Below are 20,731 nucleotides of genomic sequence, written 5' to 3'. Positions count from 1 at the left end.
TGACTTGTGGATAGGGGTGAAAGGCCAATCAAACCTGGACATAGCTGGTTCTCCGCGAAATCTATTTAGGTAGAGCGTCCGGCGAATTCCTTAGGGGGTAGAGCACTGGATGGATGCGGGCGGCGCGAGCTGTACCAATTCTAACCAAACTCCGAATACCTAAGAGAACTACCGGGCAGACACACGGCGGGTGCTAACGTCCGTCGTGAAAAGGGAAACAACCCTAACCATCATCTAAGGCCCCCAAGTACTGGCTAAGTGGGAAACGATGTGGGTTTGCTTTGACAACCAGGATGTTGGCTTAGAAGCAGCCATCATTTAAAGAAAGCGTAACAGCTCACTGGTCAAGCGAACCTGCGCGGAAAATGTAACGGGGCTCAAGCCAGTCGCCGAAGGTATGGGTGTGCACTCTGTGCACGCGGTAGCGGAGCGTTCCGTAAGCCTGCGAAGGGAAGGCGTGAGCCTTCCTGGAGGTATCGGAAGTGAGAATGCTGACATGAGTAGCGACAAAGAGTGTGAGAGACACTCTCGCCGAAAGACCAAGGGTTCCTGCGTAAAGCTAATCTGCGCAGGGTTAGCCGGCCCCTAAGGCGAGGCCGAAAGGCGTAGTCGATGGGAACCAGGTAAATATTCCTGGGCCAGTTGGAAGTGACGGATCTCGTAAGTTGTCGAACCTTATTGGATTGGAACGGCAGCGAAGAGGTCCCTGGAAATAACTCCAACGGAGACCGTACCCGAAACCGACACAGGTGGTCAGGTAGAGTATACCAAGGCGCTTGAGAGAACTATGCTGAAGGAACTCGGCAAATTGCACGCGTAACTTCGGGATAAGCGTGACTCTGCTTAGGGCAACCTTTGCAGAGTGGCACAAGCCAGGGGGTAGCGACTGTTTATCAAAAACACAGGGCTCTGCGAAGCCGCAAGGCGACGTATAGGGTCTGACGCCTGCCCGGTGCCTGAAGGTTAAAAGGAGGGGTGCAAGCTCCGAATTGAAGCCCAGGTAAACGGCGGCCGTAACTATAACGGTCCTAAGGTAGCGAAATTCCTTGTCGGGTAAGTTCCGACCTGCACGAATGGCGTAACGACTTCCCCACTGTCTCCAGCATAGGCTCAGCGAAATTGAATTCCCCGTGAAGATGCGGGGTTCCCGCGGTCAGACGGAAAGACCCTATGAACCTTTACTGCAGCTTCGCCTTGGCGTTAGCAACAACATGTGTAGGATAGGTGGGAGGCTATGAAACCGGGGCGCCAGTCTCGGTGGAGCCATCCTTGAAATACCACCCTTATTGTTGTTGACGTCTAACCGCGGCCCGTTATCCGGGTCCGGGACATGGCGTGGCGGGCAGTTTGACTGGGGCGGTCGCCTCCCAAAGTGTAACGGAGGCGCGCGATGGTGGGCTCAGAGCGGTCGGAAATCGCTCGTCGAGTGCAATGGCATAAGCCCGCCTGACTGTGAGACTGACAAGTCGAACAGAGACGAAAGTCGGCCATAGTGATCCGGTGGTCCTGCGTGGAAGGGCCATCGCTCAACGGATAAAAGGTACTCTAGGGATAACAGGCTGATTTTGCCCAAGAGTCCATATCGACGGCAAAGTTTGGCACCTCGATGTCGGCTCATCACATCCTGGGGCTGGAGCAGGTCCCAAGGGTTCGGCTGTTCGCCGATTAAAGTGGTACGTGAGCTGGGTTCAGAACGTCGTGAGACAGTTTGGTCCCTATCTGCCGTGGGTGTACGAGACTTGAGAGGATCTGTCCCTAGTACGAGAGGACCGGGATGGACACACCTCTGGTGGACCTGTCGTGGCGCCAGCCGCGCAGCAGGGTAGCTAAGTGTGGAATAGATAACCGCTGAAAGCATCTAAGCGGGAAACTAACCTCAAAACAAGGTCTCGCTGAGAGCCGTAGTAGACCACTACGTTGATAGGCCAGGTGTGGAAGTGCCGCGAGGCATGCAGCTTACTGGTACTAATCGCTCGATCGGCTTGATCGTTCTTAGTTGAACTCATGATCATGCGCACCAATACATCATACGTCCGACAATCGATGTCTTCTTAAACATCCCTTCCGCCGACCTGGTGGCTATGCCGGGGGTTCCCCACCCGATCCCATTCCGAACTCGGTCGTTAAGTCCCCCAGGGCCAATGGTACTTCGTCTTAAGGCGCGGGAGAGTAGGTCGCCGCCAGGTCCGCCGAAGGGATGTCTCCTCTGATCAACACAGAGCCAGCCTGACCCTTCCCAACGATACCCCACGGCCGCGGGATGGAGCAGCCCGGTAGCTCGTCAGGCTCATAACCTGAAGGTCGCAGGTTCAAATCCTGCTCCCGCAACCAACACCCCAAATCACAACACACACACTCAGCCCGCAGGCCAAAAGCCGCGGGCCTATCCCCGTTTCACAAACATCACCAGCCACCCGCACGCCGGCGATCGTCGGTGCGCCGAGTTCCGGGCTGACCCGAGGCGTTCCAACGGTGTGCGACCCCCGACGATATCGATAGCATCGAGGCGCCTTTCGCGGCCGTGGTCCGCCTTTGGCCGACGGCTATGCCTTCGAAACCATCGAGAACAGCTCCCAAGATCTCGATGACCTTGTCGATGCTTCAATCCGGCCGTTCCACCAATCGCTGACGACATCGGCGCGTCAAGGCGCTGACGCTGGCGTCCCGATCGTCTGCCCAGGGGATGTCGATATCGACGACTTCGGGAAGAACCTGCACGACGTCCTGGATCGTCCGAGCTGGGCGGCGGTGAAGCAGGCCTACGCGCGTATCGACCTGTAGCTTTCGCCGCCGATCCGGGACCGCGTCCCATAACCCGCGCACGCCGGTGCGCGATATGGGGCGCGGACGGGACCCATCCTCGAGCGCGCCGCAGCGCGCCTTCGGGGCGATGGTCCAGCCTGTGGCGATGAAGCCGCCAGTCCAGCTGATCGCGACCGCCGTCGACGCCATCGACGCCGGCGCGCCCTCGGGCGCGCTCGATCGGTTGTCAGGGCTTAGCTGGGGCAGGCCCCCGGCGATCCGGGCCCACGCGACGGGCGCGGTGGAAGCGGCGCGGGGCGAGAGGAAAGAAAACGACCGAGCATCCCTTGGGGAAAGATGCTCGGTCGCCGCGCCGCCAGGCCTGTGGCGGCGCTGAGGGCCGTCACTGACTGGATGACGGCGCTGTTGCTCGACCCGGAGGCGGCAGCCCGCAGTCGTTCGCCAGGAACGTCTCGACGCCGGTCAGGACCTGTTTGACGTTGTCGGCGGACCACTTGTCGTACTGGTGCCCCATGTCCTTCAGTTCCAGGAAGGTCACCGGCTTGCCGGCGGCGCGCAGTTTCTCGTACATGCCCATCCCTTCGCGGATCGGCACGCGCTGATCGCGGTCGCCGTGATAGATCATCATCGGGATCGAGGTCTCGGCGGCCCTCTGCCACGGATCCATGCCGCGCAGGGTTTCCCCCTGGAAGGCGCGGCCGAAGGGCGAGTCGCTGACCAGGTTGCGCCAGCGGGGCAGTTCCGCCACCCCGGCGCCGGCGATCGCGCACCGGAACTCGCCGGTCGAGCCGCGCACCCCCGCGGCGAAGGCCGCGAAGCCGCCGTAGGAGTAGCCGTGGAGCGCCACCTGGCCCTTCCGCGCGATGCCCTGGGCGATCATCCAGCGGGCGGCGTCGTCGTTGTCGTCCGACATCTTCTGCCCCCACTCGCCGTCGCCGGCCTTCCACAGCTTCATCCCCCAGCCCTCGCTGCCGCGGAACTGAGGCTGGATGACCGCATAGCCGCGGGCGGCGAAGTACTGGGTCCAGCCGGAGGGATCCCAGCTCCAGTAGTCGCGGGACCAAGGCCCGCCGTGAGGGACCACGATCGCGGGAAAGGGACCCTTGCCCCAGATCTTCGGATCGGGCGTGGTCAGGAAGGCCGGGATCATCAGGCCGTCGCGGGCGGGGTATTCGACCAGCCGGGTGTCGCCCAGAGCGGCCACGGACATCTGCGGCCGCGACCGCGCCAGCAGGTTGAGGCCCTTGCCGTCGATGTAGACGTAGTACTCCTCAGGCGCCCTCGGGCCCGCCCGCTCGACGATCATCACACGGCGGTCGTTGCTCATGCTGTTGATCGAGACGGCATAGTTCTCGGGGACGGTCATCTTGACCGTCTTGTTGGTGTCGGGATCCACCCACATCAGGGGCGTCTCCTTGGCGCCCAGCGCGTTCCTGAGCGCCGCGGCGGTCTGGCTCATGCGCTCGTCGATCCAGTAGACCTCGCCCCCGGTGACGCCGCCATAGGTGTAGCCGAGCACGCGCCCCTCGTCCGCCGTGCCCTTCTCCTTGGGATCGCGGGATCGGATGACGCCCGTGGCGCCGAAGGCGTTGTGGGCGAACAGCGGCTCGCCGAAGGTTCGCGCCTTGACGGAATAGGGGTAGATCGCCGCATGCCCGCCGCCGCGCGTGGCGGCGATCAGGACCACGTCCGGATCGGCGGTGACGTCGACCACGTCCAGGACCTGGCGATCGGCCACCGTATTCTTGAAGTGGTCTTCCCACTGGCCGGTGGTCGGGTTCTTGATCTGGACGACCTGGGTCGGCTTGCCGTCGATGAAGTCGCCGTACACCCGCGCCCGGACATCGGTCATGTCCCAGTTCCAGGCGGCGGTGCTGTACTCGTCCGACCCGTTGTAGAGCCGCTCGTAGGTCAGGTTCGAGGCCGACGAGTGGACGTTGACCCGGTACACCGAGCCGGTCGCCGCGTCCGAAGCCAGGACATAGTCGGGATCGGAGGGCAGGCTCGAGATGAGGTTCATGCCGCCGAAGCCCCGGTTCGAGCCTCGGACCTCATAGCTCACGCCCGCCTTGTCCTTGCTCTCGCCGGGCTTGGTGATCGCCAGGGTCGTGAAGAAGCTCCCCGCCGGATCGGTCAGCAGGCTGCGGTAGGCGTAGGTGCGGCCGCCGTCGGCCTCGAACCGCTGGGACACCGTCACCCACAGCCGGTCGTCCTTGAGAAAGCGCACGGACTTGAACTCGAGGTCCGCCGCCGCCGGAATGATCTTGGGCGGCTTGGTCATGTCGGCCGTTTCCCAGACCGCGATCCGGGGCGGAGCGCCGTCGGGCGAGATCAGCGCGGCGATCCGCGTCCCGCCGGGTGAAACGGTGACGTTCGCGATCCTGGGACGGGCGCCGAAGTCCTCCGCGGGCGGGGCGGCCGGCGCCGCGGCGGCGACTCCCGGCGCGACGCAAAGGCCGAACGCAATCGCCTGCTGAGCAGCGAGGCGAAGGGACATCTTCCTGATCAATACAACCCCCGAGGAGATTGTCGCTTCTCACCACTCTGGGCTAACCACAAGTTGCCGAGAGTAATATATCTGGCGACATATTAAGAATATGACCTCCGCATAGGGGGTTGAATACAGTGTCTTCAAGGTCGAGTTTTAATTTCAGCGCCAATGTTTGCAATTGTTCACTTTGATAATCGCGCAGGGCGACCTCACAGATGATCCCAAGCTGCGCAATATCGCGTGGATCGAATAGGACCATTGGGGGTACAGTCTAGTGTCATTGAAACATTTCCTGCTCGCGTCCGCTCTGGGCGCGAGTTGCGGCCTCGCCGTTCCGGCGCTGGCTCTGGCGCAGGAGGCTCCGCCGGCCGCGCAGCCCGAAACCCTGCCGAAGCCTGATCACGAAACGGCCGAAGCCGTCGAAGCGGTGGTGATCACGGGGTCGCGCATCCGTCGGTCCGACTTCACCAGTTCCTCGCCGATCACGATCATCACCAGCGAGGAGGCGGCGCTGGAAGGCGTCAGCACGGCCGCCGATCTGCTGCAGAACCTGCCGCAGGCGACGACCTCGCAGCAGATCAACACGTTGCTGGGCGGTTTCGCCGTGACCGGCGGTCCGGGCGTGCAGACCCTGGGGCTCCGCGGCCTCGGCGCCTCGCGGACCCTGGTGCTGCTCAACGGACGGCGCCTCGGCCCGGCCGGCGTCGGCGGCAGCGTCGGCTCCGTCGACCTCAACGTCCTGCCCCAGATGGCGCTCGAACAAATCGAGATCCTGAAGGACGGCGCCTCGTCGATCTACGGTTCGGACGCGGTCGCGGGCGTGGTGAACTACATCACCAAGACCAACATGGACGGCCTGACCGTCAACGCCTACGCGAACATCCCGCAGCACGGGGGCGGCGAGGTCTACACCCTCAACGCCGCCTACGGGAAAACCCTGCCGAAGGGGTACATCGCGGGCTCGTTCAGCTACACCGAGGACAAGGGCCTCACGCACGGCGACCGTCGCTACACGGCCTGCGCCGAGGACTACATCACCGATATCAACGGCAAGAACCGAGTTGATTTCCGAGGCGCCGACGGCGGCTTCAAGTGCTCGAACACGATCGGCAACTCGGTCGTGGAAGGGCGCTATTTCGGGGGCTATTTCCAGTATGATCCGAAGCTGGAGAACTACCCGAACTATCCCGCCGCGGGCCTGAATCTACGGGCGTTCCTGCCGGACTGGGTTCGCGCCGGCCGCGGCGGCCAGGTGGCGACCCAGCCCTACTTCAACACGACCTCGCCGCTGTATGATCAGCAGCATGTGCGGTCGCCGCGCACGCTGCTGACCGGCCTGTTCAACGCCAGCTACGACCTGACGCCGACGACCACGGCCTACGCCGAGGTTCTGTTCAACCGGCGGGAGTCGAGCTTCACGGGGATGAACCAGCTCTTCCCCAATCTGGACCCCAACAACCCCACGAACACCATGGGCGCGGGTCTGCGCGCCGCCTGCGGCTTCGTCGGCTACAGCGGCAGCCTCCCGGTCTGCAGGGTGAACGGACAGTTCGTCCCCGGCACCGACGGTCGCGTGACGCCCATCATCCTCCGAAAGAGTGAAAGCAAGCAGACCGTCGACTACGCGCATGCCGTCCTGGGCCTTAGGGGCACGGTCAGCGGTCTGGGCTTCCTCGACGGCTTCAAGTGGGACAGCTACTACGAGTACACGGCCAGCCGGGCCGACTATACGCAGGACTTCGTCTACAAGGACCGGGTCACCGCGGCGACGGGCGTGAACGAGGCCAACGAATACGTCTCGAACGGACTCGCCTGCAACCCGGCCCAGATGACCGTCGCGCCGACCGCCTGTCTGACGATCCCCTGGCTCGACCCGCGGGTGCTCCGGGGCGACTTCACGGCGCAGGAGCGGGCCTTCCTCTTCGGCAACGAGAAGGGGCGGACCAGCTACGACCGCCATTCCTTCGAGGCCAACCTGTCGGGCGATCTGTTCCGCTTGCCGGCCGGCCCCCTCAGCGTCGCCGCCGGCGTCGCCTTCCGCTCGGATCGGCTGAAGGACACCCCCGGCGAGCAGGCGGTCAAGCGCAACTACTGGGGCTTCTCGACGGCGGGAGTCACCAAGGGCACGGAGAACGTCGGCGAAGCCTACGTCGAGTTCCTGGCGCCGGTGGTCAAGAACCTGCCGGTCGCCGAAAGCGTCGACCTGTCGGCCTCGGCGCGCTTCTCCAACTACGACGACTTCGGGTCGCATACGACCTACAAGGTCGGTCTGGATTGGGCCCTGTCTTCTGAGTACCGCTTCCGCGGCTCGGTGGGCACCTCGTTCCGCGCCCCGGCCCTCTATGAGCGCTACCTGGCCGACAGCACCAGCTTCTTCAACGGCAACGACCCCTGCACCCGCTGGGGAGAGTCGTCCAACTCCACGCTGAGGGCGCGCTGCGGCGCGGCCGGCGTCCCGGACGACTACGGCGGCTTCGCGGCCACGCCGCAGGTCTTCACCGGCGGCGGGGCCAAGCTGACGCCAGAGACCTCGAAGGCCATTTCCGTGGGCGCCGTCTGGACGCCGGCCAACATCAACCTGAAGGTGGCGCTCGACTATTTCTCGTTCGACGTTCGCGACCAGGTCGACAACTACGGCGCCTCGAACATCCTCAATGGCTGTTATGGCTCGAACATCAACCCGGAAGTCTACTGCAAGCTCCTGGTCCGGGATCCGATCACGCACGACGTCGTTCGGATCACCGACAACTATGTGAACATCAGCCGGCAGGTGGCGCGCGGCGTCGATCTGGGGATCAACTTCAGCCACACCTTCACGTCGGGGACGTTGAACATCGACTCCCAGACGACGTGGCAGGCCTTCGTCGCCCAGTCCGCCGAGGGTGAGCGGCTGACCAACTACACCGGCACGCTGCAGAACCCCGAGTTCACCAGCGACACCAATGTCAGCTTCCGGTCCGGCGACAACACCTACTATTGGAGCGTGAGCTACATCGGGGAGTCGTCGAACGAGCGATTCTTCGAGACCGGGGAAAAGACCCTGCCCAGCGCCAACTATCCGCAGGGCTACACCCGGAAGCTGCACAAGGAGGCGATGATCTATCACACCGTCAGCTACCGCCGGCGGTTTGACAAGACGACCCTCTGGGTCGGGGTCAACAACCTCTTCGACGAAGCGCCGCCTGCTATCTCGAGCGATATCGGCGGCCGCGCCGGCATCAGTCTGCGGGGAAGCTCCGACTTCCTCGGACGTCGCTTCTTCATCCAACTGGAGAGGAAGTTCTAGTCACGGGCCCGATCGCCCTCCGGACCGCGGGCTAGACAGGAGCCCTCTCGCCTTTCGCCGGGCGGGAGGGCTTCGATCTTCTTGGGGAGCGACGACGGCGGCTATCGATCGCGTCGGCTGAGATGGATCGCGCCGTTCGCGCCGGTGGAGGCCTGGACGGGCAGATACTCGGTCACCGTATCCACCAGGCCCGGCACATCGCCGGCCTTGAAGACGCCGCTGACGGGCAGGTTCGCCGTCGCCGGATCGTCCACCACGACGGCGACGCTCGCATAGCGGTTGACGCGTTCGACGACCGACGACAGCGGTTCCTCGTCGAACGACAGCAGCCCGGCGTTCCACGCCGTGACCTGATCGGTCTTGGCCTGGCGCAGGCTGGGCGCGGCCCCGTTCTTGAGGATCGTCAGTTCCTGCCCCGCCGTCATGTTCACCGGCGTCCAGTTCGCTCTCTGCGTCTTGGAGACGCGCCAGCCGTGGGGGCGGGGTTCGACCCGGACTGTTCCCTGCAGCAGCGTCACGAGAAGCCGGGAAGGCAGCATGTCGACGTTGAAGTTCGTCCCCGTGGCCACCACGCTCTGTTCGCCGGCGCGAACGCTGAACGGACGGGCCGCGTCATGCGCGACCTCGAACCTTGCCTGTCCCTGATCCAGCTCAACCGTGCGGGCCCGCGCCGTGTATCGCACCTTCAGCACCGTGCCGGAGTCCAGCTGCATGCTGGAGCCGTCCTTCAGGACCACGGTCCGCCGTTCACCCGGAACGGTCGTGTAGGTCTGGGTCTGCCGGGCCTGCCAGGTCCATACGCCCGCCGTCGAGGCGATGACGAGGATCGCCACGCTCGCCGCCACGGCGGGACGGGCCATCCCGAGGCGGCGGCGAGCGCCCTCGGACCTGGCGTTTCGCAGGGCCCGACGGCGCGCGCGCTCGCGCTCCAGCGGCGCGGCTTCCGCCTCGGCCTGGGCCACGCGGTTCCAGGAGCGCTCGACGGCGATCCAGGCCTGCTCATGACGGGCGTCCTCCGCCAGCCAGGTTTCGAGTTCGAGGGAGCTCTCGAGACCCTGCTCCGAGAGCCGGATCCGCCAGGCGGCGGCCTGCTCGAGGATATCAGGGTCGAGGTCGCCATGACCGGCGTCGATGGGCATGGCTCAATCCAAACCGTATTTTCGGGTCAGGTGCAGGACGGCCTTCATGACGTGCTTCTCCACCGTACTCTGGCCTATGCCGTAAAGCGCGGCGATGTCGCGCTGCTTCATCTTTTCAATCCGGAACAGGACGAAGATGTCGCGCGTGCGCTCGCCCAGTTCGTCCAGTGTGGCCAAAACCTCGCCGAGCGTTTCCCTGCCTACGAAGACGCGCTCGGGCGAAATATCCTCCACCAGATGGCGAGTCCCCTCCGCGCCGGGCGCCGTGAAATCCTGGACGACCTCGGGGCGCCGTACATGCGCGCGGCCGCGATCGTGCAGCAGGTTGGTTGCGATCCTGAAGGCGAAGGCGTCGATGTTTTCAATCGTCTCCGTCTCGCGTGCGCCCAGCAGCCGCATGAAGACCTGCTGAGTCAGGTCCTCGACCTCGGCGCGGTCGCCGACCCGTCGTCCGAAAAAGCGCAGCAGCGGCTCTCGAAGCCGGCGGTAGACGGCTGCCGGCTCCTCGCGGTCTCCTGGCCCGTCTTCGGGCGGCAAGGGAGAGGGATCGCTCTTTTTCACAATCCGTCACACAAGAGTCCTGTCGCGCCACAATTGACTCAGGACGATATTTCGCTCGTTGAATGCACGAGGGGAGGGGCTTCGTCCACCAAGGCGACGCCCGGCCTTCCGCCTTGGAAGGTTGTGACGACTTGTCCGCTGGCGTGGGGAGCGCGACTGTTATTTTGTATCAGTGCTTAAGGGGTTTGTCGTCTTGCGGGTTCCGCTTCCAGTCAGGCCGGCCTTCGATTGATTGACCGGGGCGCACGCTGGCTATCCTTGGTCGGTGCGGCGGGCGTCTTTCTCGCCGTCGCGCCGCAAGCCGCCTTTGCGGATCAGCGCACTTTCGCCTTCGATATTCCCGCGGGCGCGCTCGGGCCGGCGCTCCGGCGATATGGAACCACCACGGGCCAGCCCTTGATTTTCACCGACGCCCTGGTCCGCGGCCGACGCGTGTCCGGTCTCAAGGGCGCCTTCACGGCCGAGGCGGCGATCGAACGCCTATTGGCCGGCACCAGCCTCGGCTACGAGCGGAGCCGGTCCGGGGCGCTGATGATCGTGGCGCGGTCCGCCGCCACGCCTCCCGTCCGGACGGCGTCGAAGGGAGAAAGATCATCTCCCCCGCCCGCGGAAATCGCGGAGGAGGAGGTTCGGCCGCCCGTCGCGGTGGAGCCGGTCGTCATCACGGCGCTTAAGCGTCCGCAGACCGCCCAGGCCTCGACGACCTCGCTCACGGCGATCAGGGGCGACCTCCTGGACCGGCAGACGGGGCGGGGTCTGAGCGACATCCTGCCGATGGCGCCCGGCGTCCAGTTCAACGCCATCGCGCCGGGCGTGTCGAGCGCCGCCATTCGCGGCATCACGACCAGCTCGGGCGTGTCGCGCGGGCAGGGCGTGGTCGGCTACTTCATAGACGAGACGCCGCTGACCGATCCCTACCTGGCGACGGGAGCGATCGAGATCGACCCCTTCGACCTCGAGAACATCACCATCCTTCGTGGCCCGCAGACCACGCTGTACGGCGCCTCGGCGTTCGGCGGCGCCATCAACTTCCAGACCCGCAAGCCCGACCTCGCGCAACGGGAGGCGCGGCTCCAGCTGTCGGCCGCGCGGGTCGATGGCGGCGCGGGATCCGGAACCGCGCGGGCGATGGTCAACCTGCCGGTCGTCGGCGACGTCCTGGCCCTGCGCGCGACCTACAACTACCGAAGGGACGGCGGCTTCGTCGACAACGTCAGCGTCGGCAAGAACAGCAACACCTTGCTGACCCGTAGCGGTCGTCTTCAGCTGGCCTGGGTTCCGACCGCCTCGACGTGGGTGAGCCTGATGTGGCTGACGCAGTCGCAGGACACGGCGGATCTGGGCTACGAGGAAGAGGATCCTCTCTCCGTCAAGAACAGCCCGTTTCCGGAGGCGGTCGACCTCAGGACACAGCTTGCCCTGCTGCGCGTCGACCAGAACACGCGATGGGGGACGCTGACGCTTCAGGCCTCTCGGCGCGACAAGAAACGCTTTGTGGGCGGCAGCTTCCAGCGTGCGCAGGACGGCGCGATCGTCGACGAATCCGCCGAGAACTACGGCTCGCGCGGGGATGCGGTGGAGATCCGCCTGGCGTCGCCCGCCGACCGGCGTCTGTCGTTCTTGCTGGGCGCTGTCTACGACCAGACGCGGGTGAGCGTCGAGAGCGTCTACACGGCGGCTCCACGCTCCGCCAGACCGGCGGCGAAACTGCTCGCGGCCATGAGCTACGGCTACGAGGCGCGGGTCGGCACGCTGTTCGCGGAAGCGGGTTACCAGCTCGCGCCGCACTGGCGGATCGAAGTCGGCGGCCGTCTGTTCCGCCTGACGGAGAGCGACCTAGCGGGCGTCGACATCGTCACCGATCGCCACAGCGCCGACTTCGACATGAAGGGGTTCACGCCGAAGGTGACCGTCTCGTGGCGGCCGGACGATCGACGTCTCGTCTACGCCACCCTGTCAAAGGGCGCGCGGTACGGCGGCCTCAACATCGACCTCTCCGGCGGGCCGGCCACCACTTTCCAGCCCGATACGCTGTGGAACGCCGAGATCGGCGTGAAGCTGGCTTCCGCCGATCGGCGCATCAGCCTTGATGCGGCCGTGTTCGGGATCCTCTGGCGCGACGTGCAGGTTCGTCTCGCCGCCCCCGGCGTCGGCTACGTGACCAACCTGAAGCAGGCCGACAGCTACGGTTTCGAGGGCGCGTTGAGCTGGGCCCCGGCGCCGAACCTCGCCGTGCAGGCCAACCTCACCTACCTGGACGCCGAGCTTGACCTGGAGCCTGGCCTGACCCCCCGGGATCTCGTCCTGCCGGGGGCCGCGAAATGGCGTCTGTCCGAGACCGTCGCCTACCGCTGGGCTGATCTTCCCCTGCAGCCGACCCTGACGCTGTCGCACAGGTTCGCGTCGCGCGCGCCGTCCAACCTCGGCGCGACGCCGGCCGAGAACGGCTATCACGTCTTCAACGGTCGCCTGACTCTGCGCCACGGTTCGACGGAATTCAGCCTGTTCGTCAACAACATCACGGACGCCCGGGGGGTCACGCTCTCCAGCGGGCCGCAGCGGTTCGTCGAGCCTCCCCGCACCATCGGCGTCGCGTTCGATCGCGCCTTCTAGGCGGACGATCCCGAAGTGACGATCGCAAGACAAATCCGACACATTTGTTTGGAGGATTTCACCCTGGGCGGCGTCATCGGTTCTGAAGACCCCTGTTCGCGGACATTCGGGATCGGCCCATGAAGATTGCGATCATCGACGACGACCGGCGTCAGGCGCGGGAGATCGAGGACGCTCTGTCGTGCGACGAGCACCGCTGCCACCTGTTCTATGACTGGGACGATTTCACCTCCCTTCCGGTCCAAGGACGGTATGACGCGCTCATCCTCAGCCGCAGGGGCCGCGACCGGGACGATCGCGAGATCATGAGCTGGTTGCGCAGCGCGAACCCGATGCCGGTTCTGGTCCTGGCGGACCAGTCGACGGAAGACGAGGTCGTCGCCTGGCTCAACGCCGGCGCCGCAGACCTGATCGTTCCGCCGACGACGCCCCGGGCGATCAGCGCGCGCGTGAAGGCCCTGACGCGGCGATACGCGGGCGGCGGCCCCTCGCAGGAGCTGAAGTTCGGCGACTACGCCTTTCATCCGGGCGGCCGCGCCGTGGTCATCAACGGAGAGCTCGTTCCCCTGACGGAGAAGGAGTTCATGCTCAGCCTGATGCTGTTCAGAAACTCCAACAATCCGATCTCGCGGGAGACGATCTACGAGCGGATCTGGAAGTACAAGTCGACCGCGTCCTCGAGGACGGTCGACACCCACGTGGCTCGCATTCGGAAGAAGCTGAAGCTGTTTCCCGGCGGAGGGTTTCCGCTGATCTCGATCTACGGCAAGGGCTACATGATCGTGCAGAGTTTCTCCGAGGGAAGCCTTCCCTGGGCGACGTCGGGCTGACGCGCTGCGGCCGGATCGGCTCGCGACCGTTGTTCTGCTGTCGCAAAACTGTGGGAAATGTGGTCCGGGGGCGCGCGTCCGAAGGTGCGCGGCGGGGCCGGTCTCATGCCAAGTCCAGTGCATTCAAGCGGGGTCAGAAGCGCGGCCGCCGTCGTGCTGATCAGCGGCCTGGCGGCGGTCGCCGTCCTGGCGCCTCAGGCGCGGGCCCAGTCCGGCGCGGCCTATGACTATCCTGTCCTGCCGCTTTCGGAGGCTCTGGCGCGGTTCGGCAAACAGTCCGGGTTTCATCTCAACTATGACGAGGCGCTGGCCGAGGGACGGGCGGCGGGGCCGGTTCGAGCCAGGTCGCCGCACGAGGCGCTAAGTCAGCTGCTGGCGGGAACCGGCCTGGTGGCCCGGTTCACCCGGCGGGACGCCTTCACCATTGTTCCCAGAGCGACGGAAGCTCGCCCGGACATGCGGCTGGACGATCTGGTCGTCACGGCGCCCGTGATCGGGGAGGCCAAGGGCGTCGACTACGCCTGGTATGGTTCGCTGCTGCTGGAGGAGTGTTTCCGCAAGTTGCGTGAACAGCGGGCGTTGAAGGGGCGGCGATACGAGCTGCAGCTCTATGTCTGGCTGGATCGCGACGGAGCCGTTACGCGCCTGGAGACGCTCGGACCGCTCGACCAGGTGGAGACGCGTCTGCTCGTGGAGGAGTCGCTGGCGGGTCTGAGGGTCGCCAGTCTGCCGCCCCAGGCCATGCCCCAGCCGATCCGGCTGCGCATCAGCGCGATGTGATGACGGCCGTCTTCGACATGGATGTGCGCCCGACGCACCGCCCCTGGCGTCGGGATGCGGTCGTGCTGGCGGGGGCGCTGGCGTTCCATGCGGTCTTGGTCTGGGCCCTGTTCGCCCATAGTCCCGGGCTGTCGGTGCGGCCGGTGGTGGTCTCGCTGGATCTGATGGAGCCCCTGGGCGCGCCCTCGACCTGGCCGAGCCCGCGACGGGGCGGCGCCGCCAAGGGCGAGGAGGCGGGCGGAGGGCAGGAAGCGGAAATCGCGCCCCGCCCCGCCGGCGCCGAGACCGGGAGCGGAAGGCAGGGCCAGGACGCCGGCCCCGCAGTCCCGACGCCCGATCCCGCGCTGGCCAAGGCGCTCGCCGAGGTCAGCTTGCGGCCGGCCGACAGCGTCGGAGAGGGCGCCGGGGAGGGGCGGGCGGGCGTCGGCGGCCAGAACGCCTATCAGCGTCGGCTGCAGCGCCATATCCGGCCGTTCCGGCTCTATCCGTCCGAGGCGGTCGTGCGCCGCGCCGAGGGCCTTGTGCTGGTCCGCTTCCGCGTGGCCCGCGACGGCTCGGTCGAAGAGGCCTGGGTCGTCGGGCGTTCGGGCGACGCCGCCCTCGATCAGGCGGCGCTCGAGACCCTGTGGCGCGCGGAGCCGATGCCGGTCGTGCCGGACGATCTGCCCGCGCCGGTCGAGATCGAGCTGCCGGTCCCCTTCAGGCTGCCGGGTCGATGACCAGAGCGGAGCTCGTCGCCAGGTTCATGGAGCTGTATCCGGAGCTTCGCACGCGGCTTCATGGTCGCTTGCGGTCGCGGGAGCTCGCCGACGAAGCGCTGAGCGAGACCTGGCTGCGGCTGTCGAGGGGCGGCGACCTGGGCCTGGTCAGAGACGCCCGGGCCTATCTGCATCGCATGGCGATGAACATCGCGGTCGACCGGCGCCGGGCCGGCGCGCGTCTGGCCTCGGCCGCGGACATCGATGCGCTGCTGGCCCTGCCGGATGGCGCGCCGGATCCCGAGCGGGCCGCGGCGGCGCGGCTGGAGCTGCGGGCTCTGGAGCAGGCCGTGGCCGGGCTCACGGCCCGCCGTCGCGCCATCCTGGTCTCCGCGCGGCTTGATGGTCGGTCCTGCCAGGAGATCGCCACGGAGATGGGGCTTTCGAAACGCACCGTGGAGATGGAGCTGCGTCATGCGCTGGACCATTGCGCCGACCGTCTGAGCGCCCTCGATCGCGTCGGTTTCGTAACTTCGCCCTCCGCGACGTCTAGATAAGAGAATGGACTGCAACCCACGATGATGGACGTGAAGCGCGACATCCCGGCGGAAGGATCGGGCGACGATCTCGAGGCGCAGGCGCGTGCGTGGATCGTGCGGCTGCGGTCGGGCGCGGCGACCGAGCTTGATCTGCTGCGGCTGGCCGAGTGGCGCGCGGCGTCTCCCGCGGCGGAGGTCGCGTTCGAGCGCGCGCGCCGTCTGTGGGCGGAGCTGGGGTCTGCGCTGGCGACGGACGCCGAGGCGCGGGTGGTTCCGTTGCGCCGACCGCGGATGACCCGGCGAGCGGCGCTGATCGGCGGCGGGGCCATGGCGGCGGGCGTCGCCGGGCTGGCCTATCTGGGCGCCAGGCCGGTCGACGGCGGACGCGAACACGAGACCTTGCTGGCCACGGCGAAAGGCGAGCAGCGCACCGTTGCGCTCGGAACTGGGGTGACCGCCGACCTGAACACCGCCACGCGCGCGCGCCTCTGGACGGCCGAGACCGGGCAGGGGCTGGAACTGCTGCGCGGAGAGGTGCTGCTCACCATCGCGCAGGATGCGCCGCCCAGCCGTTTTGTCGCCCGTGTCGGGTCGGCCGTGGCGATGGCCGAGGCGGCGCAGTTCGTGCTGCGGCGTGACGGTTCCGACGCCAGTATCCTGTGCCTGCAGGGCCAGGTCCTGGTCGAGCAGGCGGGATCGCGCCTGACGCTTGGTCCCCGCACGCTGCTGCGCTTGGGCGAGGGTGTCGCCGAGTTGGTCCGATCGTCCGAGGCGGCCGAGGCGGTGGCCTGGCGATCAAGGCAGCTGGTCTACGAAGACCGTGCTCTTGGCGAAGTGATCGAGGAGCTGAATCGCTATCGGCCGGGGCGGATCGTGCTGCGCGACGGCGGCCTGGCCTCTCGGCGGGTGAGCGGCGTGGTGCATCTGGATCGTATCGACGGGGCCCTGACCAACTTCGCGCGATCCCTGGACGCCAGGCTGACGAAGCTGCCGGGCGGGATCGTCATCCTGGGCTGACGACGTTTTCGCATTTCCGCACCTGGCCTCGTCCTAGCATTAGAGGAGGCCCCATGATGACGAACGCGGCGCGCAGAGTTGTGGTCGGGCAGGCCTGGGACGCTCCAGCCAATGTTGAGATGTTCGGGGCGGCGGCGGACCGGTTCGGCCTGTCGCGCCGCGAGGTCGAGGTGCTGCGGCTGTCCGCCGGCGGGCTGACCGCCACAGCCGCGGCGGCGATCCTGGGCGTGACCGAGGCGACGATCAAGTTTCACCTCGCCGGCGTCCGGAAGAAGCTGCGGGTCAGAAACACCGCCGAGGCGATCACGAAACTGCTGACCGCGTCCTAGCGGGCGACGCCGGCGCAGTCGCCGCTCAAGTTTCAGTTGTCACTCTGATATCGCGAGATGATTTGACCCGAGTTTCGCGGGCATTTCTTGCAGCAATTGCAACCAGTGATACTCTATTCTTTAGTATAGTATTATTCGTGTCGCAAACCACTGTTAGCAGGCTCCCCGTCGGCCGGGGTAGTCTGATTTCCCGGCCTCGTATCGAGGGTCGGGGACAAGATGATCGCTCTGGGAACTGCCAGGCCCGCGGGTCAAGAGCGCGGGAAGCGGATGACGTCCCTGCGCGGCGGGTTGTTCGCGGCGACCGCGGTGGTCGCCCTCTGCGCAGCCGCGCCGGTGCTGGCGCAGGCTGCGGATGACGAGCCCGTGGCGACCGCGCCGGCGGACGCCGGCGTCGAGGACCTCCGCTTCGACGTGATGGAGTTCGAGGTCTCGGGCAACTCCGTGCTTCGCGCGGCCGAGATTCAGCGCGCCCTGACGCCCTTCACCGGCTTCGGCAAAAGCGTTCCGGACGTCGAAGCGGCGCGCGGCGCGCTGGAGAAGTCGTACCGCGACGCCGGCTACGCCACCGTGGTCGTCGAGGTGCCCGCGCAGGACGTGCGCAATGGCATCGTCAAGCTGGCGGTGGTCGAGGGAAAGGTGGACCAGGTGCGGGTCCGCGGCGCCCGCTACGTCCTGCCCAGCGAGATCAAGGACGCCCTGCCCGGCCTGGCCGAGGGGGCGGTGCCCAACGTCCCGGCGCTGCAGCGCGAACTGAGCGACGCCAACAGCCGCGCCACCCGCACCATCACGCCGGAGTTCCGCGCCGGGCAGGCGCCGGGAACCGTCGATGTGGATCTGGTGGTCGAGGACAAGCGCCCCTGGGGCGCCAGCCTGGAGTGGAACGACCAGTACAACCGCTCGACCGATCGCTGGCGGACCAACGCCTCCGTCCACTACGACAACCTCTGGCAGCGCGGCCACAGCGCCAACCTGTTCTTCCAGACCGCGCCCTACGACATGGACCAGATCCAGGTCTGGTCGGCCTCCTACTACGCGCCGATCGGCTATGGGCGGACCAGCGTGCTCGGCTATGCGGTCCAGTCGAACACCGATGTCGCCACCGTTGGCGGCCTGGCTGTCATCGGCGACGGCTTCATGGTCGGCGCTCGGGTCATCCATACCCTGGAGGGCTCGCCCAAGGGCGTCGTCCAGTCGCTGATGATCGGCGTCGACTACAAAGACTACATGGACCAGATCGGCCTGACCGATCCGGCCACCGGCAAGCCGTTGGTGTTCGACACGCCGGTCACCTACCTGCCGTTCACGGGCCAGTACCGGCTGATCGGCGGCGACAAGACGTCGAACTACGAGATCAGCCTCGGCGCCACCTTCGCCTTCGACGGTCTGGTCGGCGATCAGGACGAGTTCGGCGGCGTGCCGGACAACCCGACGCTGCCGGGCCCGCAGGGACGACCGGGCAAGCGCGCCGACTCCGAGGCGAGCTTCTTCTTCCTGTCCGGCGGGGCCAACTACACCCATCGCTTCGGCGAGGGCTGGGAAGCCCGCGGCATGTTCGACTGGCAGCTGGCGCCCGCGCCGCTGATCTCGAACGAGCAGTTCGTGCTGGGCGGCGTCAACAGCGTGCGCGGCTATCGCGAGGCCGAGGTCCTGGGCGACAGCGGCTTCCGCGTGGCGATGGACATCAGCCGCGACGTTCCGCTGGCCTGGGCCGGAGAGGCCTTCGACAAGGCCGTCGACTGGCGGGTGTCCGCCTTCGCCGAAGGCGGCGGGGCCTTCCTGAACCGGCCGCTGCCGGGCGAGGCCTCGAAGTTCTGGCTGGCCAGCGTCGGCGTCTCCACCAGCTTCGAGGTTCTCAAGGCGCTCTACGGCCAGCTCGACCTTGCCTACCAGTTCGACGACGACCCCTCGAGATCAGGCGCGCCGGTCAAGGACGACCTGGGCGGTCTTCGTCTGCATGTGAAATTCGGCGCCAAGTATTGAGACGGAAAATGAACAGAAAACACATCCTCGGTCTGCTTGCCGCCTTCTCGGCATTCCTGTCGGTTCACGACGTCAGGGCGGCGGACGGCGACTGGTTCGACGACAAGCTGAAGATCCGCAAGGAGATCGTGGTCAATCCGGGCGCCAAGGGCGCCGGACTGGACGCCGCGGTTCCGACCTTCCCCTTCGTCCTGCGGTTGTCCGAACAGACGGTGGCCTTCGACGATCTGAAGGATGACGGCTCCGACATCCGGGTGACCGGTCCGGACGGCAAGCGCGTCGAGCACTACGTCGAGAGCATCGACCGCAAGGCCGGCCTGGCTATCGTCTGGGTGCGGGGGACGAGTCTCGATCCCAAGTCGAGCCAGACCTATCACCTCTACTACGGCGGCGACGCCAAGTCGGTGGCCAACCCGGCTGGCGTGTTCGACGGCTCCGAGCTGTTGGCGCTGGACTTCTCCAACGACGCCAAGGACCGCACCCGCAACGGCAACGACGCGGTCGGCGCGGTTCCTACTGCGCCGGGCTTCGCCGGGCAGTCGGCCAATCTCTCGGGCGCGCCGATCCGGATCGCCGCCTCGACCAGCCTCGCGGGTCAGCCGGGCGCGCCCTTCACCCTGATGATGTGGATCAAGCCGGCCCAGGCCGGGAACGCCGTCCTCGCCCGCCGCGGCGGCGGCCTGACCCTGTCGCTGGCCGGCGGCCAGGTCGTCGCGCAGATCGGCGGCGCCCAGGTGGTCGGCTCGATCCCGGCCGTCCCCGGCGGCTGGACCCACCTGGCCCTCGTCGGCCGCGCCGACGGACGGGTCGACCTCTATGTTGGCGGCAAGCCCGCCGGAACGGCCCAGGGCGCGACGCCGGCTCTCACCGACGACCTGATCCTGGGCGAGGGCTTCACCGGCCAGATCGACAACGTGCGCTACGCCGCCGCCGAGCGTTCGGCCGCCTACATCGGCGCGGTGGCCCAGTCGGACAACGGCCGCGGCCTGGTGACCTACGGCGCTGAGGCGACCCGCTCGGGCAAGTTCGAGCTCGGCTACTTCATGACGGTCATCACCAACGTGACGTTGGAAGGCTGGGTCGTGATCGGTCTCTGCGCGATCATGCTCGCCCTGGCGATCTGGGTGATGATCACCAAGTCGTCGCTGGTCTCGCGCATCGAGAAGCAGAACCAGGCCTTCGAGGACGCCTACGCCGACGCCTCGGCGGTCGACGGCCAGCCCCTGCGCTCCGAGGCCAACCGCAACCCCGTCTCGACCCTGTCCCAGATCTATGCGGCCGGCCTGCACGAGGTCGAGCTGCGCGCCAAGGGCGGCCAGACGCGGTTCACCAGCGCATCGATCGAAGCGCTCAAGGCCCGCATCGACGGTGTCCTGACCAACCAGGCCTACAGGTTGTCCGACAAGATGGTGCTGCTGACCTTGGCGGTCTCCGGCGGTCCGTTCCTGGGCCTGCTGGGCACGGTCATCGGGGTGATGATCACCTTCGCGGCGATCGCGGCCGAGGGGAACGTCAACGTCAACTCGATCGCCCCCGGCGTCGCCGCCGCGCTGCTGGCCACCGCCGCCGGCCTGCTCGTCGCGATCCCCGCCCTGTTCGGCTACAATATCATCCTTACACGGATCAAGCGGATCAACGCCGCCAGCCGCTCCTTCGCCGACACCCTCGTCGCGCGTCTCGCCGAACAGTACGGCGCGTAGGG

Annotated in this window: 14 protein-coding genes, 1 tRNA gene and 2 rRNA genes (1 of these 17 running past the window's edge); 14 read left to right on the top strand and 3 right to left on the bottom strand. The window is 66.5% G+C overall.

All coding sequences use genetic code 11. The features are described from left to right. The 4 genes from CSW64_RS20585 to CSW64_RS20570 all read left to right on the top strand — a co-directional run. A 23S ribosomal RNA gene (locus tag CSW64_RS20585) occupies nt 1-1,990 on the top strand (it extends 798 nt beyond the left edge of the window). A gap of 81 nt (nt 1,991-2,071) precedes the next feature. Next, a 5S ribosomal RNA gene (rrf, locus tag CSW64_RS20580) occupies nt 2,072-2,186 on the top strand. A 68-nt stretch (nt 2,187-2,254) separates the two neighbouring features. Further along, a tRNA-Met gene (locus CSW64_RS20575) sits at nt 2,255-2,331 on the top strand. Between the two features lie 201 nt (nt 2,332-2,532). Beyond that, nucleotides 2,533-2,781: a hypothetical protein gene (locus tag CSW64_RS20570; protein ID WP_099623861.1), complete on the top strand. Its 249-nt coding sequence runs from the start codon at nt 2,533-2,535 to the stop codon at nt 2,779-2,781. A gap of 364 nt (nt 2,782-3,145) precedes the next feature. Here CSW64_RS20570 and CSW64_RS20565 read toward each other — a convergent pair whose 3' ends face one another. Continuing rightward, a complete protein-coding gene (locus CSW64_RS20565; protein WP_150131460.1) occupies nt 3,146-5,260 on the bottom strand; it encodes an alpha/beta hydrolase family protein in 2,115 nt (704 codons plus the stop codon). Between the two features lie 268 nt (nt 5,261-5,528). Between CSW64_RS20565 and CSW64_RS20560 the strand changes: the two genes are divergently transcribed. Then, nucleotides 5,529-8,540 carry a TonB-dependent receptor plug domain-containing protein gene (locus CSW64_RS20560; protein ID WP_099623859.1) on the top strand — a complete coding sequence of 1,004 codons (3,012 nt, stop codon included), beginning with the start codon at nt 5,529-5,531 and terminating at the stop codon, nt 8,538-8,540. A 101-nt stretch (nt 8,541-8,641) separates the two neighbouring features. On the opposite strand, the gene CSW64_RS20555 is transcribed toward CSW64_RS20560, so the two are convergent. Both CSW64_RS20555 and CSW64_RS20550 read right to left on the bottom strand, forming a co-directional pair. Continuing rightward, nucleotides 8,642-9,679: a FecR family protein gene (locus tag CSW64_RS20555; RefSeq protein WP_099623858.1), complete on the bottom strand. Its 1,038-nt coding sequence runs from the start codon at nt 9,677-9,679 to the stop codon at nt 8,642-8,644. 3 nt (nt 9,680-9,682) lie between these two features. Next, complete coding sequence (locus CSW64_RS20550; RefSeq protein WP_099623857.1) at nt 9,683-10,216, bottom strand: RNA polymerase sigma factor; 534 nt, start codon at nt 10,214-10,216, stop codon at nt 9,683-9,685. A gap of 420 nt (nt 10,217-10,636) precedes the next feature. Here CSW64_RS20550 and CSW64_RS20545 point away from each other — a divergent pair, with 420 nt between their 5' ends. The 9 genes from CSW64_RS20545 to CSW64_RS20505 all read left to right on the top strand — a co-directional run bounded on the left by CSW64_RS20545 (nt 10,637) and on the right by CSW64_RS20505 (nt 20,729). Continuing rightward, the gene (locus tag CSW64_RS20545; RefSeq protein ID WP_099623856.1) at nt 10,637-12,853 is read left to right on the top strand and encodes a TonB-dependent receptor; all 2,217 of its coding nucleotides are present in this window, start codon (nt 10,637-10,639) and stop codon (nt 12,851-12,853) included. A gap of 119 nt (nt 12,854-12,972) precedes the next feature. Next, the gene (locus CSW64_RS20540; protein WP_099623855.1) at nt 12,973-13,683 is read left to right on the top strand and encodes a response regulator transcription factor; all 711 of its coding nucleotides are present in this window, start codon (nt 12,973-12,975) and stop codon (nt 13,681-13,683) included. Between the two features lie 153 nt (nt 13,684-13,836). Further along, on the top strand, nt 13,837-14,463 hold the full coding sequence (locus CSW64_RS20535; RefSeq protein WP_099623854.1) for an STN domain-containing protein: 627 nt from the start codon (nt 13,837-13,839) through the stop codon (nt 14,461-14,463). Beyond that, nucleotides 14,463-15,182, top strand: a complete 720-nt coding sequence (locus CSW64_RS20530) for an energy transducer TonB (RefSeq protein ID WP_099623853.1) — start codon at nt 14,463-14,465, stop codon at nt 15,180-15,182. Before CSW64_RS20535 ends, CSW64_RS20530 begins: the two co-directional genes overlap by 1 nt. Beyond that, on the top strand, nt 15,179-15,718 hold the full coding sequence (locus CSW64_RS20525; RefSeq protein WP_099623852.1) for an RNA polymerase sigma factor: 540 nt from the start codon (nt 15,179-15,181) through the stop codon (nt 15,716-15,718). The genes CSW64_RS20530 and CSW64_RS20525 overlap by 4 nt, the downstream gene beginning before the upstream one ends. Before the next feature lie 30 nt (nt 15,719-15,748). After that, a complete protein-coding gene (locus tag CSW64_RS20520) occupies nt 15,749-16,717 on the top strand; it encodes a FecR family protein (RefSeq protein WP_172448641.1) in 969 nt (322 codons plus the stop codon). A gap of 53 nt (nt 16,718-16,770) precedes the next feature. Next, nucleotides 16,771-17,046 carry a LuxR C-terminal-related transcriptional regulator gene (locus CSW64_RS20515; protein WP_099623850.1) on the top strand — a complete coding sequence of 92 codons (276 nt, stop codon included), beginning with the start codon at nt 16,771-16,773 and terminating at the stop codon, nt 17,044-17,046. Between the two features lie 270 nt (nt 17,047-17,316). After that, complete coding sequence (locus tag CSW64_RS20510) at nt 17,317-19,029, top strand: ShlB/FhaC/HecB family hemolysin secretion/activation protein (protein WP_172448640.1); 1,713 nt, start codon at nt 17,317-17,319, stop codon at nt 19,027-19,029. 8 nt (nt 19,030-19,037) lie between these two features. Further along, nucleotides 19,038-20,729, top strand: coding sequence for a DUF2341 domain-containing protein (locus CSW64_RS20505; protein ID WP_099623848.1), 1,692 nt, complete (start codon nt 19,038-19,040; stop codon nt 20,727-20,729). Nucleotides 20,730-20,731 lie beyond the last annotated feature (2 nt).

Source organism: Caulobacter mirabilis (assembly GCF_002749615.1).
Classification (GTDB): domain Bacteria; phylum Pseudomonadota; class Alphaproteobacteria; order Caulobacterales; family Caulobacteraceae; genus Caulobacter; species Caulobacter mirabilis.
Note: the sequence above shows the minus strand (reverse complement) of the source record. Positions and strands in the feature narration are given on the sequence as shown.